This window comes from Pseudomonas allokribbensis (assembly GCF_014863605.1).
In the GTDB taxonomy this organism is placed as follows: domain Bacteria; phylum Pseudomonadota; class Gammaproteobacteria; order Pseudomonadales; family Pseudomonadaceae; genus Aquipseudomonas; species Aquipseudomonas allokribbensis.
In genome coordinates, this window is record NZ_CP062252.1 from 1391333 (window position 1) to 1406415 (window position 15083).

At 60.4% G+C, this 15083-nt stretch carries 11 protein-coding genes and 2 tRNA genes; 4 read left to right on the forward strand and 9 right to left on the reverse strand.

The window, feature by feature from the left end:
• Window positions 1-293 precede the first annotated feature (293 nt).
• Together IF199_RS06290 and IF199_RS06295 are read left to right on the forward strand one after the other, a co-directional pair.
• On the forward strand, window positions 294-2135 hold the full coding sequence (locus IF199_RS06290) for a potassium transporter Kup (protein WP_371858323.1): 1842 nt from the start codon (window positions 294-296) through the stop codon (window positions 2133-2135).
• 151 nt (window positions 2136-2286) lie between these two features.
• Window positions 2287-2445, forward strand: a complete 159-nt coding sequence (locus IF199_RS06295; protein WP_192559939.1) for a hypothetical protein — start codon at window positions 2287-2289, stop codon at window positions 2443-2445.
• Window positions 2446-2533: 88 nt separating this feature from the next.
• On the opposite strand, the gene IF199_RS06300 is transcribed toward IF199_RS06295, so the two are convergent.
• From IF199_RS06300 to IF199_RS06315, 4 genes are all read right to left on the reverse strand, one after another.
• Window positions 2534-3826 carry a virulence factor family protein gene (locus tag IF199_RS06300; RefSeq protein WP_102621516.1) on the reverse strand — a complete coding sequence of 431 codons (1293 nt, stop codon included), beginning with the start codon at window positions 3824-3826 and terminating at the stop codon, window positions 2534-2536.
• Window positions 3826-6465 carry a bifunctional lysylphosphatidylglycerol flippase/synthetase MprF gene (gene mprF / locus IF199_RS06305; RefSeq protein ID WP_096819555.1) on the reverse strand — a complete coding sequence of 880 codons (2640 nt, stop codon included), beginning with the start codon at window positions 6463-6465 and terminating at the stop codon, window positions 3826-3828. Before mprF ends, IF199_RS06300 begins: the two co-directional genes overlap by 1 nt.
• Window positions 6466-6744: 279 nt before the next feature.
• Window positions 6745-6821, reverse strand: a tRNA-Met gene (locus IF199_RS06310).
• A gap of 210 nt (window positions 6822-7031) precedes the next feature.
• Window positions 7032-7108 (reverse strand) — tRNA-Met (locus IF199_RS06315).
• A gap of 280 nt (window positions 7109-7388) precedes the next feature.
• On the opposite strand from IF199_RS06315, the gene dinB reads away from it, so the two are divergent.
• Window positions 7389-8450, forward strand: coding sequence for a DNA polymerase IV (gene dinB / locus IF199_RS06320; RefSeq protein WP_096819554.1), 1062 nt, complete (start codon window positions 7389-7391; stop codon window positions 8448-8450).
• Between the two features lie 48 nt (window positions 8451-8498).
• On the opposite strand, the gene IF199_RS06325 is transcribed toward dinB, so the two are convergent.
• From IF199_RS06325 to IF199_RS06340, 4 genes are all read right to left on the reverse strand, one after another.
• Entirely contained in the window at window positions 8499-9452 is a 954-nt protein-coding gene (locus IF199_RS06325) for a hypothetical protein (RefSeq protein WP_192559940.1), read from the reverse strand.
• 17 nt (window positions 9453-9469) lie between these two features.
• Entirely contained in the window at window positions 9470-11185 is a 1716-nt protein-coding gene (locus IF199_RS06330) for a proline--tRNA ligase (protein ID WP_096819552.1), read from the reverse strand.
• Window positions 11186-11300: 115 nt separating this feature from the next.
• A complete protein-coding gene (locus IF199_RS06335) occupies window positions 11301-12860 on the reverse strand; it encodes an AmpG family muropeptide MFS transporter (RefSeq protein ID WP_096819551.1) in 1560 nt (519 codons plus the stop codon).
• Between the two features lie 43 nt (window positions 12861-12903).
• Complete coding sequence (locus tag IF199_RS06340) at window positions 12904-13287, reverse strand: MGMT family protein (protein ID WP_170929612.1); 384 nt, start codon at window positions 13285-13287, stop codon at window positions 12904-12906.
• A 135-nt stretch (window positions 13288-13422) separates the two neighbouring features.
• On the opposite strand from IF199_RS06340, the gene IF199_RS06345 reads away from it, so the two are divergent.
• Entirely contained in the window at window positions 13423-14430 is a 1008-nt protein-coding gene (locus IF199_RS06345; RefSeq protein WP_192559941.1) for a DUF481 domain-containing protein, read from the forward strand.
• Window positions 14431-14553: 123 nt separating this feature from the next.
• Here the strand turns inward: IF199_RS06345 and IF199_RS06350 are convergent, their stop codons facing one another.
• On the reverse strand, window positions 14554-14763 hold the full coding sequence (locus tag IF199_RS06350) for a cold-shock protein (RefSeq protein WP_002554837.1): 210 nt from the start codon (window positions 14761-14763) through the stop codon (window positions 14554-14556).
• Window positions 14764-15083: the final 320 nt, after the last annotated feature.

Consider the following 15083-nt stretch of genomic DNA (forward strand, 5'->3'; position numbering starts at 1 on the left):
CGCTTAGGCTGCGCCTCTGATCAAAAAGTGCGCAATTCTAGCGGCGAGCAGCGCACTTGACCAGCTTTATGCAGGGAAATGCGACGAGTGCTGCGCTATGCTTCGCGCCAAGACGCTTTACCAATTTTTTACAGTCAACAAAACGACTGTAACAACAGGTAAAACAGCGCATGCTGCATCAAAAAGCATAGTGCTTCGTTCAAAGAAGCCGGTCTGGAAATCAGGAGTGTTGGATGGGTCAGGCAAGTAGTCACGCGGCAGGCGCCGAGGGTTCGGCCACCAAGCCGCTGAGTATGCTGGTCGCGGCGGTCGGGGTAGTTTACGGCGACATCGGCACGAGCCCGTTGTACACCCTCAAAGAAGTGTTTTCCGGCGGTTACGGCGTACCGGTCAATCACGACGGAGTGCTGGGCATTCTGTCGCTGATCTTCTGGTCGCTGATCTGGGTCGTGTCGATCAAGTACATGATGTTCGTCCTGCGTGCCGACAACCAGGGCGAAGGCGGGATCATGGCACTGACCGCGCTGGCGCGACGAGCAGCGGGGGAGCGCAGGAAGTTGCGTTCGCTGCTGGTGGTCTGCGGCTTGATCGGTGCGGCGCTGTTCTACGGCGACAGCATGATCACCCCGGCGATCTCCGTACTCTCGGCCATCGAAGGCCTGGGCCTGGCGTTTGACGGGATCGACCATTGGGTCGTGCCATTGTCGCTGGTGGTGCTGGTGGGTCTGTTCCTGATCCAGCGTCACGGTACAGCGCGGATCGGCATCCTCTTCGGGCCGATCATGGTCACCTGGTTTCTGGTGCTCGGCGCCCTCGGCGTGTACGGCATCAGCCACTCCCCGGAAGTGCTGAAGGCGCTGAACCCGATCTGGGCCGTGCGTTTCTTCATGGTGCATGCCGGCATGGGCGTGGCGATCCTCGGCGCCGTGGTGCTGGCGCTGACCGGTGCCGAAGCGCTGTACGCCGACATGGGCCACTTCGGTCGCAAGCCGATTGCCCGCGCGTGGTTCCTGCTGGTGCTGCCGGCGCTGGTGCTCAACTACTTCGGTCAGGGCGCCTTGCTGCTGGACAACCCGGAAGCGGCGCGCAACCCGTTCTACCTGCTGGCGCCAAGCTGGGCGCTGATTCCGCTGGTCGGTCTGTCGACCCTGGCCACGGTGATCGCCTCGCAAGCGGTGATCTCCGGCGCGTTCTCCCTGACCCGTCAGGCGATCCAGCTCGGTTACATCCCGCGCATGTACATCCAGCACACCTCCAGCGATGAGCAGGGCCAGATCTACATCGGTGCCGTGAACTGGTCGCTGATGGTCGGCGTGGTCTTGCTGGTGATCGGTTTCGAGTCCTCCGGCGCTCTGGCCTCGGCCTACGGTGTGGCGGTGACCGGGACCATGCTGATGACCACGATTCTGGTGTCGGCGGTCATGCTGCTGCTGTGGAAATGGCCGCCGGTGCTGGCCGTGCCGGTGCTGATCGGCTTCCTGCTGGTGGACGGTCTGTACTTCGCTGCCAACGTGCCGAAGATCGTGCAGGGCGGTGCGTTCCCGGTGATCGCCGGTATCGCGCTGTTCGTGCTGATGACCACCTGGAAGCGCGGCAAGCAATTGCTGGTCGAGCGCCTGGACGAAGGCGCGCTGCCGCTGCCGATCTTCATCAGCAGCATCCGCGTCCAGCCGCCACACCGCGTGCAGGGCACCGCCGTGTTCCTGACTGCACGCTCCGACGCTGTCCCGCATGCGCTGTTGCACAACCTGCTGCACAACCAGGTCTTGCACGAGCAAGTAGTGCTGCTGACCGTGGTCTACGAAGACATCCCGCGCGTCCCGCCATCCCGACGCTTCGAAGTCGAAGCCCACGGCGAAGGCTTCTTCCGGGTGATCCTGCACTTCGGCTTCACCGACGAGCCGGACGTGCCGCAGGCGCTGAAACTCTGCCATCTGGATGACCTGGACTTCAGCCCGATGCGCACCACCTACTTCCTCAGCCGCGAAACGGTGATTGCCTCGAAACTCGAAGGCATGGCCCGTTGGCGTGAAGCGCTGTTTGCGTTCATGTTGAAGAACGCCAACGGGAACCTGCGGTTCTTCAATCTGCCGCTGAACCGGGTGATTGAGTTGGGGACGCAGGTGGAGATGTAGCGACCGTCTCAACTGAAAAGCCCCCCTCAGTCTTGTGGCTGGCGGGGGCTTTTTTGTGTCGCTGTACGAAACCTGTTCCAGGCGCCAATCCACTATGGGAGCTGGTAGGCTAGTTCTCACGGAGTCATTACGGTGCGCGAGGTCGGTTTGTATGACGGAATTACCGGAACAAGAGATGCTGGATGAACTTGAGAATCTTCGGATTGAAGCGGTAGTAAAAGCACGACTGATCAATTTCGATCCGGCTCAAGCGATCAGTCATGACGACATGCGGGCAAGGTACTGGCAGGATGAGCTGACAGTTAATTGAATCCCGCGTAGTTCTCTTTGTGACTACGGGAATGAAAAAGCCCCCGCAACCCTGAGGTTGCGGGGGCTTTTCGTTGGAGCGCTTCAGATCACTCTGCCGGCTGATCCTTGGTCTGACGCTTCTCGATCAGATCCACCAGGCGCTTGGCCAGCGCCGGGTAGTTCTCGTCGAAGTGGTGGCCGCCAGGCAGCTTCACCGCTTCGCCCACCGCGGTCTTGTCGGTGCAGCCGCTTTCATCCGTCTCTTCTTCGCCGTAGATGCACACGACCTTGGCCGGTGGCAGTTTGGCCATTTCCGGGCCGGTGGCGGCTTCTTTGCCGGCGTTGCCGAGCCAGCCTTCGACTTCGATTTCGAAGCTGCCGGTGCGGGCGAAGGCCAGCAGGATGATTGCGTCGATGCGCTGCTGCTCGGTGTCCGGCAGGCGGTTGTAGATGGCCGGCAGGACGTCGGCACCGAACGAGTAACCGGTCAGGATGAAGCGTTTGGTGCCCCATTTCTGGCGGTAGTGCTGCATCAGTTCGGTCAGGTCGAGCGCGCTCTGTTCCGGGCTCTTGTGCTGCCAGTAGTAACGCAGGGTGTCGATGCCGACGACCGGATAGCCGATCTTGGCCATTTCACCGGCCACGTCGCGGTCGAGGTCACGCCAGCCGCCGTCACCGGACAGGAACAGGGTCACGGTGTCCTTGGCCTGGCCGGCCGGGACTTCCACGACCGGGATTTGCAGACCGCCAGCGGCTTTGTCGCCACCGACGAGGATCTTGCGCAGTTCGTTGTTCAGCACTTGCGGCAGGTTGATGTCGTAGTCGCTGATGCTGGTTTCGGCGTTCGGTTGATCGCGCACGAAACCGGCGCTGGTGTCGTCCGGGTTGTCGTTCCAGGCCACCAGCCAGTGGCCGTGGGCGGCGGATTTCGGCAGCAGGTGGGTGCAGCCGCCTTTTTCCAGCGCCAGGTCGACCGACACGGCCTGGGCCTTGTCGTCCTTCTGTTCGGACAGCCAGCGCCAGGCCAGTACCGCGCCAGGGCCGATGCCGCTGACCAGGGTCGCCGGGCCGTTCAGTTCGCGCAGACCGCTTTGCAGTGCGCGGCTTTGCAGCAGGCAGTCCTTGGGCAGAATCACCTGAACGATCTGCGCCGAGGCGCTGCGGCTCAGAGTGGTCAACTGATTGTCGGAGAGTTTCTTGTCGTCCTCGACCGCCACCAACACCTGGGCCTTGGGCTTGGTGCCGGGGATGACCCGGGTCATGACGGTGCCGTCAGCCGGCGTGAGCTGTTCGAGGGTCGGTTCCGGTGCCGGGCGTTTGAGGTACCAGTAACCGCCGCCGGCAATCACGGCCAGCACGATCAGTGCGGCCAGGATGTACTTCAGGGAGCGTTGAATCATCAGCGTTTCACCAATCCAGTCAAGCCGCCCGCGATCAGGGCAGCAGTATCGGCCAGTGCCACCAGCGGATCGAGTCCGGCGGGCACCGCCATATAACGGGGTTCCCAGTCAGGCTGGAACTTGTCTTTGAAGCGGCGCAAGCCTTGGAAGTTGTACAACTGCTCACCACGGCGGAAAACCATCGAGCCCAGACGCTGGGTCAGCGGTGCACCACGCCGGGGTTGCAACCCCGACAACGGCACCATGCCCAGGCTGAAGCGCGCGTATCCGTGACTCTTATAGTGTTGAATCAGGCCGACCATCAGAAACTCCATGGTCAACTTGGGGGCGTCCGGGTGCGAGCGCATCAGATCGAGACTGGCCAGGTCATGGCTGTAAGTCTCGAGCAGGTTGGCGAACGCCACCGGACGGCCTTCGAAGCGAATCACCGCGATGCGGAAATGCTTCAGGTAATCGTCGCTGAAACGGCCGAGGGAGAAGCCTTTCTCGCGCACGTTCTTGCCGGTCAGCCAGGCATCGGAAATCACCTTGAGCTCATCCATCGGCGCCTGGCCCGGCTCAAAGATCTCCAACGACAGACCGTCGCGGGTGCCGCGGTTCCAGGTGTAACGCAGGTCCTTCATCTCTTTGCCCTTGGCTTCCAGGTCAAAGCGATGCAGGTCGACCCGGGCTTCTTCGCCGAGCTTGATCGCGGTCAGGCCGATGTCCATGTAGTACGGCAGGTTCTCGGCGCGCACTTGATAGAACACGGGACGGGCGTGGTGGATGTCGCACAGGTCGCGGAACTGCCAGATCATTTCCGCCCGCTGCTGGCCAGGACCGATCGGGTCGTACAGCGCCACCAGGCTGCGGCCGCGACGCGCGTACATCAGGAAGGCTTCGTCGTTGGGGTGGAACAGCATCGCCTTGTCACCGGTCAGGGCGAGGCCGCCATCCGGTTGCGAGGAGGCCATCAGGATCTTCGTGGCGCGCTCCAGTTCATCGGGCGTCGGCAGATGAATCACCGGACGTGCGGTGCGCAGCAGCCAGGTCAGGGCGATCACCAGCAACAGCACCGCGGCGCCGAGCAACGAACGCAGACCGCGCGGGGCGTCGGCGTCGAGGGTGAACTGCCACCACAATTGATGGCTGTACGGTACGTCCTGATAAGCGAACAGCAACAGCCAGGTCGAGGCACCGAGTACACACAGGCTCGCCACCAGATACAGCGGCGAAAACGGCACTTCGGTCAGGCGACTAGGGCGATAGAACGAGCGACGGAACACCCCCAGCAGTGCGGCGGTGAGGGTCATCAGCGTGGCTTCTTCCCAGTCGAAACCCTTGAGCAGCGAGAGCAGGGCGCCCACCAGCAGCAGAATGGTGGTCAGCATCCATGCCGCCGACAGTCGGCGACGCAGGCCCTGGGCGAGCATCAGGCACAGCACGCCGATCAGGCTGGCGCCGAAGTGCGAGGCATCGACCAGGCGATGAGGGATCAGGTAAGCGATGTGTTCCAGGCGCGTATCGATTTCAGGTGTCGCGCCGGAAAACAGCAGCACTACGCCGGAAAGAAACACCAGTACCGCAAGGATCGGTGCGGCGAGACCGGAGGCGGCGCGCATGGTCTGGGTCTGGAACAGGCGCTGACCTTCGTTGATCAGCAGCAGCACGCAGGCCACCAGCAATGGCAGCACCACGTAGATCATGCGATACAACAGCAGGGCGGCGGCCAGTGGCGCTGCGCCGAGCTTGTCGGCGAACGCCGCCAGCAGGATGGCTTCGAAGACACCGACCCCGCCCGGTACATGGCTGAGGACGCCGGCAGCCAGGGCCAGCAGGTACACCAGCAGGAATGCGCCGAATGGCGGAGCTTCCGGCAGCAGCAGGTAAAGCACGGTGGCGGCAGCGGCCACATCGAGAGCGGTGATGACCAGTTGCAGGAACGTCAGGCGTCGACCCGGCAGGCGCAGGGTGCGGCGCCCGACCTTGACCAGCAGGTTGTCACGGTAAGGCTGCTCCGGCAGGCGCCGACGGTAGATGCCGATGGCCAGAATCGCGCCGAGCAACAACACGGCAGAGGCAATCGTGGCCAGCAGACCCTCGGACAGGCCCAGGGCCTGGGAGGCGGCCGGCAGGTCACTCAGGGTCGCCAGCGCTGCCAGCGGCGGCAGGGCACAGCCCAGCGACAGGCTGGCGAACAGGGTCATGTGCGCCACTTCCGAAGCGCCCAGGCCAAGTCGTGCATATAAACGGTAGCGCACCGAACCGCCGGACAGCATCGACAAGCCGATGGCGTTGCCGATCGCGAAAGCAGTGAAGCCTCCGAGCGCGAGCGTGCGTGGCGGGATGGTTACGCCGGCATAGCGGCTGGCCGACCATTCGTAGCCCAGCAGAATGATGAAGCCGACAACAGTCGCGCCAAAAGCGCCAAGCAGGGCGGGCTTCGGTACATCGAGAATCGAGTCGTGCAAGGCATAGAGGTCGAGTTCGCTGAGCAGATGGCGACAGGCAATCAGCGCGATAGCGAACAACAGCAAAGTGACCGCCAGACCAATCGGTTGCCGGTATTTGCTGATTCGATCCAGCAAGCGCATGCGCTCAGGCTTGATCGGTGGATTCACGGTGAGGGTGTCTTGTGGATCAGACGAGTTGGCGCGCATCAATCACCTCTTGGATTGTGCGCGACAGGATGGGGGTATCCAGCCAAGTTACCAATCCCTGTAGAAAAAAATAATCACAAAATACTACGCCTCTCGTCGGGTATCGGCGAGGGCAGGTCTCGGATTGCAGACGTCTTGCCCGCGACTCAAGCATAGTCGCAACTCGGCGGGTCTGAAGATCCTGAGCGGTTCACTGCACAGTGACAGATCATTGTTGCGAAAGGACTTTTTCCACAGATACAAAAAAGGCCACTCTTTCGAGCAGCCTTTTTTGATGTTTGGTTGCGGGAGCCGGATTTGAACCGACGACCTTCGGGTTATGAGCCCGACGAGCTACCAGACTGCTCCATCCCGCGTCTGTGTGGCGGCATTCTACAGGCGAACGGCGGGGTGTCAACCGTTAATCCCGCGAAGGGTCAAATATGCGTGAAATCGCGTCAATCCGTCGCAGGAGGGCGGTAAGTTTCGGAATTGCAAAGGATTCCTGTTTGGCCCGGAAGGTTACCCGAATGAAAAACAGACGCGCACAAAAAAGGCCACTCTTTCGAGTAGCCTTTTTTGATGTTTGGTTGCGGGAGCCGGATTTGAACCGACGACCTTCGGGTTATGAGCCCGACGAGCTACCAGACTGCTCCATCCCGCGTCTGTGTGTCGGCATTCTACAGAGGAACGCCGGGGTGTCAACCTTCAATCCGGATAAAATCTGTTCTGGTTCAATTGGTTAGCGACTTTTTGGTAGGGCTGATGGGGCCGCGAGTCAGGCAGGGCAAGGGTTTCAGCTCTATTGGTGGGTTGATTTCGATTGAGAAAATAAATTCAAGGGAAGTTTCCTACCGCTGGAAAAGAAGCTTCATACCACTGGTGCTATATACAGGTGTCAGTGAGATACTGCCGATCCGGCTTGCCACGTTTCCTTTTCTGCCATGACTCAGCGAAAAATCATCCACGTCGACTGTGACTGTTTCTACGCCGCCATCGAGATGCGGGACGATCCGCGTCTGGCCGGCAAGCCGTTGGCGGTCGGTGGTTCGGCGGACCGACGCGGGGTGATCGCCACCTGCAACTATGAGGCGAGGGCTTACGGCGTTCGTTCGGCGATGTCTTCCGGGCATGCCTTGAAACTGTGCCCGGACCTGACCATCGTCAAGCCGCGGATGGATGCCTATCGCGAGGCGTCGAAGGAAATTCATACGATCTTTCGCGATTACACCGACCTGATCGAGCCGCTGTCGCTGGACGAGGCCTACCTGGATGTCTCGGACAGCGCGCATTTCGGTGGCAGCGCCACGCGAATCGCCCAGGACATTCGGCGCCGGGTTTCCAATCAATTGCACATCACGGTCTCGGCCGGCGTCGCGCCGAACAAGTTTCTGGCCAAGATCGCCAGCGACTGGAAAAAACCCAACGGCCTGTTTGTCATCACCCCGGACCAGGTCGAAGACTTCGTCAGCGGTCTGCCGGTGAGCAAGTTGCACGGTGTCGGCAAAGTCACCGCCGACAAGCTGGGCAAGCTCGGTATCAACGACTGTCTGCAATTGCGCGAGTGGGACAAGCTGGCACTGGTACGTGAATTCGGCAGTTTTGGCGAACGGATGTGGAGCCTGGCGCGTGGGATAGATGACCGTCAGGTGCATAACGACAGTCGTCGTCAGTCAATCAGCGTGGAAAACACCTACGACGTGGATCTGCCGGATCTGCGCAGTTGCCTGGACAAGCTCCCTGAACTGCTGGAAACCCTGAAAACCCGTATGGCGCGGATCGACAGCAGTTACCGGCCGGGTAAGCCGTTCGTCAAAGTGAAGTTTCACGATTTCACCCAGACCACACTGGAACAGGCCGGGGCAGGGCGGGATCTGGGCAGTTACCAATTGATGCTGACGCAGGCGTTCAATCGCGGTGGCAAACCGGTGCGGCTGCTTGGGGTGGGCGTGCGGCTGGAGGATTTGCGCGGCGGCTTTGAACAAATGGAGTTGTTTGAGCGGTAGCGCGCATAAAAAAGCCCGAAACAGGTTCGGGCTCCTTTAAAGCGGCTTTCAGTTCGGACCTGGATCCGCCACCAGTCGCCCGGCATCCTTGGTCAGAGACTTGAGAAACTCAGCCTGCAACTCGGGATCGTTACGCGTCAACTCGATCAGGCTTTGCTCCAGCTCACTGGCTTCTTCTTCAAGACCCAGTTCCGACAGACGCTTGACCCGGTGGACCCACTGGCTCACTTCGTCGTCTTCCAGATCGTCGTAAATCAGCCCGTGTGCTTCCAGCAATTTGCCGCGCAGGTGACTGCAGATTGTCAGGGACGAGTCGGAATGCACGTCATCCTTGGCGTCTTCGACGCTGATCTGCAGTTTGCCCACATGATTCAGATCGTTCTCGGCGAACGGACTGTCCAGCAGGTTCAGGCGCAACACACCGTTACGGTCGGTGGTCATGTCGAAGGTCTGCTTGCCGGCCTTGACCTGCACCGGGCGCTCGCTCCACGGCAGGCTCGAATACTCCATGCGCTTGTCGCGCTGGACTTCATCGATACCGGCCAGGTTCTGCTGTGCACGACCATGGGACTGCACGTTCATGAACGGATTGAGCCCGGCGAATCCGTAGCTCAGCCAGTCCTTGGTCACGCTGTCCGGCAGGGTGCCGAGGGCGAACACGTTGACCACATTCGCGCCGACACCGGCCACCACCGCCACTGCACCCAGCGGAATCTCGTAGATTTCGCGCCAGGGTTGGTAAGGCGTGTAGCGGTCATAACGACGGGTGACTTCGAACTCGGTGACTTCGAAGGTTTTCTGCTCGTTGATCTTCACGCGTCGTTGCGGCAGCTCGAGCACCTTAGGCTCACCGACATCGATCTGCAGGCTGTGATCGAGCAGCTTTCGCTCGACCCGCTCTTCGTGCTCGCTGCGCTGTGACATGTGATTGGCACAGCCGCTGACCAGCAGGGCGCCACACAAGGTGGCGCCTCCGAGGCCTAAGGTGTTTCGCTTGAACATGAGGTCTCTATCTGGTTTCAGCGGCGGATACGGGCCTGAAGGAAGGACAGCACGTCGGCAACCGGCAGCGCTTGCGCCTGGCCTTCGGTACGGCTCTTGTATTCCAGGTTGCCTTCGGCGAGACCGCGGTCGCTGACCACGATCCGGTGTGGAATGCCGATCAGCTCCATGTCCGCGAACTTGATGCCCGGGCTGGTTTTCTTGTCGCGATCGTCCAACAGCACTTCGAAGCCGGCCGCGGTCAGTTCCGCGTATAGCTTGTCAGTGGCTTCGCGCACCTGCTCGGTTTCATAGCGCAGAGGTACCAGGGCGATCTGGAACGGCGCCAGGGTGTCGCTCCAGATGATGCCGTTTTCGTCGTTGTTCTGCTCGATGGCCGCCGCCACCACGCGGGACACGCCAATGCCGTAGCAACCCATTTCCAGGGTCACAGGCTTGCCGTTCTCGCCCAGCACTTCGCACTTCATCGCCTTGCTGTACTTGTTGCCCAGCTGGAAGATGTGCCCGACTTCGATGCCACGTGCGATGTCCAGAGTGCCCTTGCCGTCCGGGCTTGGGTCGCCGGCCACGACGTTACGCAGGTCGGCCACGGTCGGAACCGGCAGGTCACGCTCCCAGTTCACGCCGAAGTAGTGCTTGTCGTCGATGTTGGCACCGATGCCGAAGTCGCTCATCAGCTCGACCGAACGGTCGATGATGATCGGCAGCGGCAGGTTCAGCGGGCCGAGAGAACCGGCGCCGGCGCCGATGGCGTCACGCAGTTCAGCATCGGACGCCATGACCAGCGGGCTGGCGACGCCAGGTTGCTGGGCAGCCTTGATTTCGTTGAGTTCGTGGTCGCCACGGATGACCAGGGCGATCAGCTTGCCTTCTTCTTCGGCGTGCACGATCAAGGTCTTGATGGTCTTTTCAATCGGCAGACTGAATTTCTCCACCAGGGCCGCGATGGTCTTGGTGTCCGGGGTATCAACCAGACGCAGTTCTTCGGCCGGCGCAGCGCGGGAAGTTTCACGCGGTACGGCTTCGGCTTTCTCGATGTTCGCGGCGTAGTCGGAGCCGTTGCTGAAGGCGATATCGTCTTCACCGGACTCGGCCAGCACGTGGAACTCGTGGGAACCGGCGCCACCGATGGAGCCGTTGTCGGCTTCAACCGGGCGGAATTTCAGGCCAAGGCGTGTGAACACGTTGCAGTACGCTTCGTGCATGCGGTCATAAGTGACCTGCAGCGACGCCTGGTCGGCGTGGAACGAGTAGGCGTCCTTCATGATGAATTCACGGCCGCGCATCAAACCGAAGCGTGGGCGGATTTCGTCACGGAACTTGGTCTGGATCTGGTACAGGTTGATTGGCAACTGCTTGTAGCTGCTCAACTCGTTGCGCATCAGATCGGTGATCACTTCTTCGTGGGTCGGGCCCGCGCAGAAATCGCGACCGTGACGGTCTTTGAAACGCAGCAACTCAGGACCGTATTCTTCCCAGCGACCCGATTCCTGCCACAGCTCGGCCGGTTGGGTGCTCGGCATCAACACTTCCAGAGAGCCGGCGGCGTTCATCTCTTCGCGAACGATGGCTTCTACCTTGCGCATAACCCGCAAGCCCATCGGCAGCCAGGTGTACAGGCCCGAGGCGAGTTTGCGGATCATGCCGGCGCGCAGCATCAGCTGATGGCTGATCACGACCGCGTCGGAAGGCGTTTCTTTCTGTGTGGCGAGCAAAAATTGACTGGTGCGCATGGTTGGCCGTTGTCGGTTGCTATGACTGGAAATGACGGAGCAGTGTACCGGCGAGAGCTGCCGACGTACAGAAGTGCAGGCCCGGCGGGAACCCTCCCGCCGGGTGCGAGATGTCTTACGATTCTTCGGCGACCGGCGTCGGCACGGGTTCCGGTGTCGGCGTCGGGCCTTCGCGGCGGCTCTCCTGGAACCAGTGCAAGGCGATCAACACGAGCGTCGGGACACCCAGTAGTGCGGTGATCATGAAGAAGTTGTGATAGCCGAACTTCTCCACCATCACCCCGGAGTAGCCGCCGATGAGGCGAGGCAGCAACAGCATGATCGAGCTGAGCAGGGCGTACTGGGTGGCGGAGAATTTCAGGTTGGTCAGGCTGGACAGGTAAGCGACGAACGCCGACGTGGCCATGCCCGAACTGAAGTTGTCGAGGGAGATGGTCACGATCAGCATCTTCAGGTTCGGGCCCATGTCGGCCAGCATCACGAACAACAGGTTGGTGCCTGCCGATGCCGCGCCGCCAATGAACAAAATCGGCAGGATGCCGAAGCGCACGATCAAAAGGCCGCCCATGCCTGCACCGACCAGCGTCATGATCAGGCCGAAGATCTTGCTGACGCTGGCGATCTGGTCCTTGGTGAAACCCTGATCGATATAGAACACGTTGGCCATGACGCCCATGACCGTATCCGACATCCGATAGGTGGCGATCAAGCCCAGCAACAGCAGGGCCTGCCAGCGGTAGCGCAGGATGAAGTCGTTGACCGGGGTCAGCACCGGCGCGAGGCCACGGCGACCCATGGTCGAAAGGCACAGGCCGGTCAGCAGGGTATAGAGGATGGCGCGCAGGAAAGCCCGGTCTTCCAGCAGCAGGTCCAGCGGGCTCATGGTGCCGAACAGCACGCTGGCGAAATCGGTGTTGTAGAGCTGGGTGAACATGGCCGGTACGGAGACCAGCAGGACGATCAGCACGAACACCGACATCAGTTGATGCATGAAGGTATAGCGCCCGGCCTGCAACTGGGTGCGCAACGGCACGGGTGGCTCGCGCATCAGCAGTGTGGTGAGCAGGGCAGGGACCATCAATGCGCCGAACAGCACGTAGGTGCCGGTCCAGGCGGAATGCTGATAGTTGAACCCGGTGGAGCCGAAGCCCTCAGCGAAGAACAGGGCGCCGGCGGTCGCGAGCAGGGCAGCGACCCGATAGCCGGACATATAACTGGCGGCCAGCGCGGCCTGGCGGTTGTCTTCGGCGATTTCCAGGCGATAGGCGTCGACGGCGATGTCCTGGGTGGCGGAGGCGAAGGCGACGATCACGGCGATGGCGATCAGCCAGGACAGGTGTTTCTGCGGGTCGCAGAAGCCCATGCCGATCAAGCCGAGGATCACCAGCGATTGCGAAAGCACCAGCCACGAACGGCGTCGACCCAGCTTGCCGAGCAACGGCAGGCGCCATTGATCGAGCAGCGGTGACCAGACCCATTTGAAGGCATAAGCCAGACCGATCAGACTGGCATAGCCGATCGTCTCACGGGCTACACCGGCTTCACGCAGCCAGACCGAAAGTGTCGAGAACACCAGCATGTACGGCAGGCCGGCGGCGAAACCCAGCAACAACAGCACGAGCGTCGAAGGACTGGCATAGGCGGCGAGCGCGGCGCGCCAGGTTTTACGGGGCATGGGCTGAAGTCTGCCTCAAGATTGCGAAAACAAAGCGCGCACTCTAACCGCTGTGCTCTACCGGACGCCAGCCATGACGCCGAATATCCACACGATTGTTCAGGATGGTAACGCCTTCCATACGCAATCGTGCCCGTTGCTCATCTCCGGAAGGGCTGCCCACCGGCAGGCTGATCCGACCGCCGGCACCGAGTACCCGGTGCCAGGGCAGCTTCGTGTCGCCGGGTAATTGGCTCAGGGTGCGGCCGACCCAGCGGGCGGCGCGCCCCAACCCGGCGAGTTCAGCCAACTGACCATAGCTGACGACCTTGCCCTCAGGTACTTGGGCAAGGGTCGAGTAGAGTGCCGTGCGTCGGATTTGCGGATCGTTTTCGCAGGCTTGTATCGGGTCTGTCACGTGCGCCGTTCCTGAACAGGGTCGATTCATGGGTTAAAGGTTAATCCGTGATCGGGCAATTGAGAAATGAACTCAACAGAAATAGCCGAGTCATTCCTTGTCAGGGGATTATTCCTACGGATAATGCCGACCCTTTTTTCGCAAACTTGAGCTCCCGATTCGCTTATGTTGTCCAGAACCCTGCTGTGCCTTGCTGTCTTCAGTGCGTCCACGCCCTTGCTTGCCGATACCGTCTGGTTGAAGAACGGTGACAAGCTGAGCGGCAAAATCACCCTGTTCGACGGCGGCAAGTTGCTGGTCCAGACCCAGTACGCCGGTGCGGTCACCATCGACTGGAAGCAGGTGAAGACGCTGGAAAGTGATCAGGAACTGCTGGTCAAGCAGGACGCGTACAGCGGCGAAAAAGCCAAGTCGCTGACCGCCGCCGAAGACGGCAAGGTCACCCTGGCCAACGGTGAAGCGCCGAAAACCGTCGAGCTGGCGAGCATCCAGCAGATTCTCAAGCCCAAGCCTGTGGTCGAGGATCTCGTCTGGAAGGGCAATGTCGACCTGGCCCTGGATTATCAGCGTGCTGAAAAAGACACCAATGACTACGACATCGGCTTCAAGACCTCGGCGCGCCATGGCCGTTGGCGTCATACCGCTGAGGGCGAGTACAACCGCGAAGTCCAGGATGAGGTGGTGACCACCAATAACTGGCGTGCCGAATACGCCCTGGACCGCTTCCTGACTGATAAGTGGTTCTGGCAGGGGCGTCTGAACTACAAGCGTGATTACGTCGAAGAGCTGTCACGCCAGCGGGTGGTCGGTACCGGTCCGGGCTACCAGTTCTGGGATGACGAGCTGGGGGCGTTCTCGCTCGGCTCGCTGCTCAACCGCACCGACTACGAGTACAGCGATGGCGGCAAGGACAACTTCTATTCCGTCGCGATGAAGTGGGACTACAACCGCTACCTGATCGGCAAGAAGGTGCAGTTCTTCACCACCGGCGAGATTGGCAAGCCACTGTCAGACGTCGCCAACTATGCCCTGGATTCGGAAGTGGGCCTGCGCTACAAGGTGACGGACTGGGCCTCGCTCAATCTCAAGGCCGAGCGTGACATCATCAGTGGTACCAAGGATGCCGATCTGAACAAGACCCGCTACACCGCCGGGTTTGGCGTGGCCTGGTAAGGTCATCCAGAAAAAAGAATCGCAACCCTCATCCGGTTGCGATTTTTTTTGTCGGTACAAAACAGGCGCCCACAAAAAAGCCCCGCTTTTAAGGGCGGGGCTTTTTACTAAAGAAGCTACAAGTTAGATAACTTGTACTTCTTCAGCTTGCATGCCTTTCTGACCGCGGGTAGCGATGAAAGAAACCTGTTGGCCTTCTTTCAGGCTTTTGAAGCCGTCGGATTGGATAGCTTTGAAGTGAACGAACAGGTCGTCACCGGATTGTGGAGTGATGAAGCCGAAGCCTTTTTCATCGTTGAACCACTTAACGGTACCGGTTTGGCGATTAGACATGGTGTAACTCCTTGAACAAAGATAACTGCGACTCAGGAAGAACCCTGGCCGAGACTGAGTGCAAAGAGCAGGAAAAATTCTTGTAGATGGTTGGATCGAAATTCAACATATCGTGTAGAGATTCTCAGTGACACAAGCAGCACAGTGGCGCCACCTTAACCCTTTTTCCGGAACGTGCCAATGCTTCTTGCGAAGGTTTCTCCGTTTTAAGGATCGGCGGTGTGACGGTTCGTCGCCAGGCCGTGTAATTCCTGCATGTTCGGCGAGAATTGCAGCCCGGACTTTGAACCCGGCGGCGCGCCCGGTAAGATGCCGGACAG